Origin of the sequence: Acinetobacter sp. 148 (assembly GCF_031196675.1) — a bacterium.
Classification (GTDB): domain Bacteria; phylum Pseudomonadota; class Gammaproteobacteria; order Pseudomonadales; family Moraxellaceae; genus Acinetobacter; species Acinetobacter baumannii.
Genome location: NZ_JAVIMT010000095.1, coordinates 1 through 315 on the forward strand (window position 1 = coordinate 1; position 315 = coordinate 315).

The following is a 315-nucleotide window of genomic DNA, read 5'->3' on the forward strand; positions in this document are numbered from 1 at the left end:
AAGGAATTTACCCCACCTGTACGCTTGTCTTAACTGGCTTACAACCAGTCATTACTTAATGGCTGGTGTTCCTTAAATCTATTTCGGGATGAATCATGATTTTATTTGGCAAAAAGAAAGTTAAACCAAGCCAAAAAGCTTATGCCGTCGTGACGGGTGCAGGCAGTGGAATTGGACGAAGTTTTGCAATTGAACTCGCAAAACGTGGTGGCAGCGTCGTCTGCGACGATATTAATTTAGAAGCTGCTGAAGAAACTGTCACATTGCTTGAACAACAGGGTGCAAAAGCATATGCCATGCATTGTGACGTAGGCA

The 315-nt window shown here is 43.2% G+C and carries 1 protein-coding gene; it reads left to right on the forward strand.

The features are described from left to right. Nucleotides 1–95: 95 nt before the first annotated feature. A partial coding sequence (locus RFX69_RS18805) for an SDR family NAD(P)-dependent oxidoreductase (RefSeq protein ID WP_309169621.1) occupies nucleotides 96–315 on the forward strand: 220 nt, incomplete at its 3' end.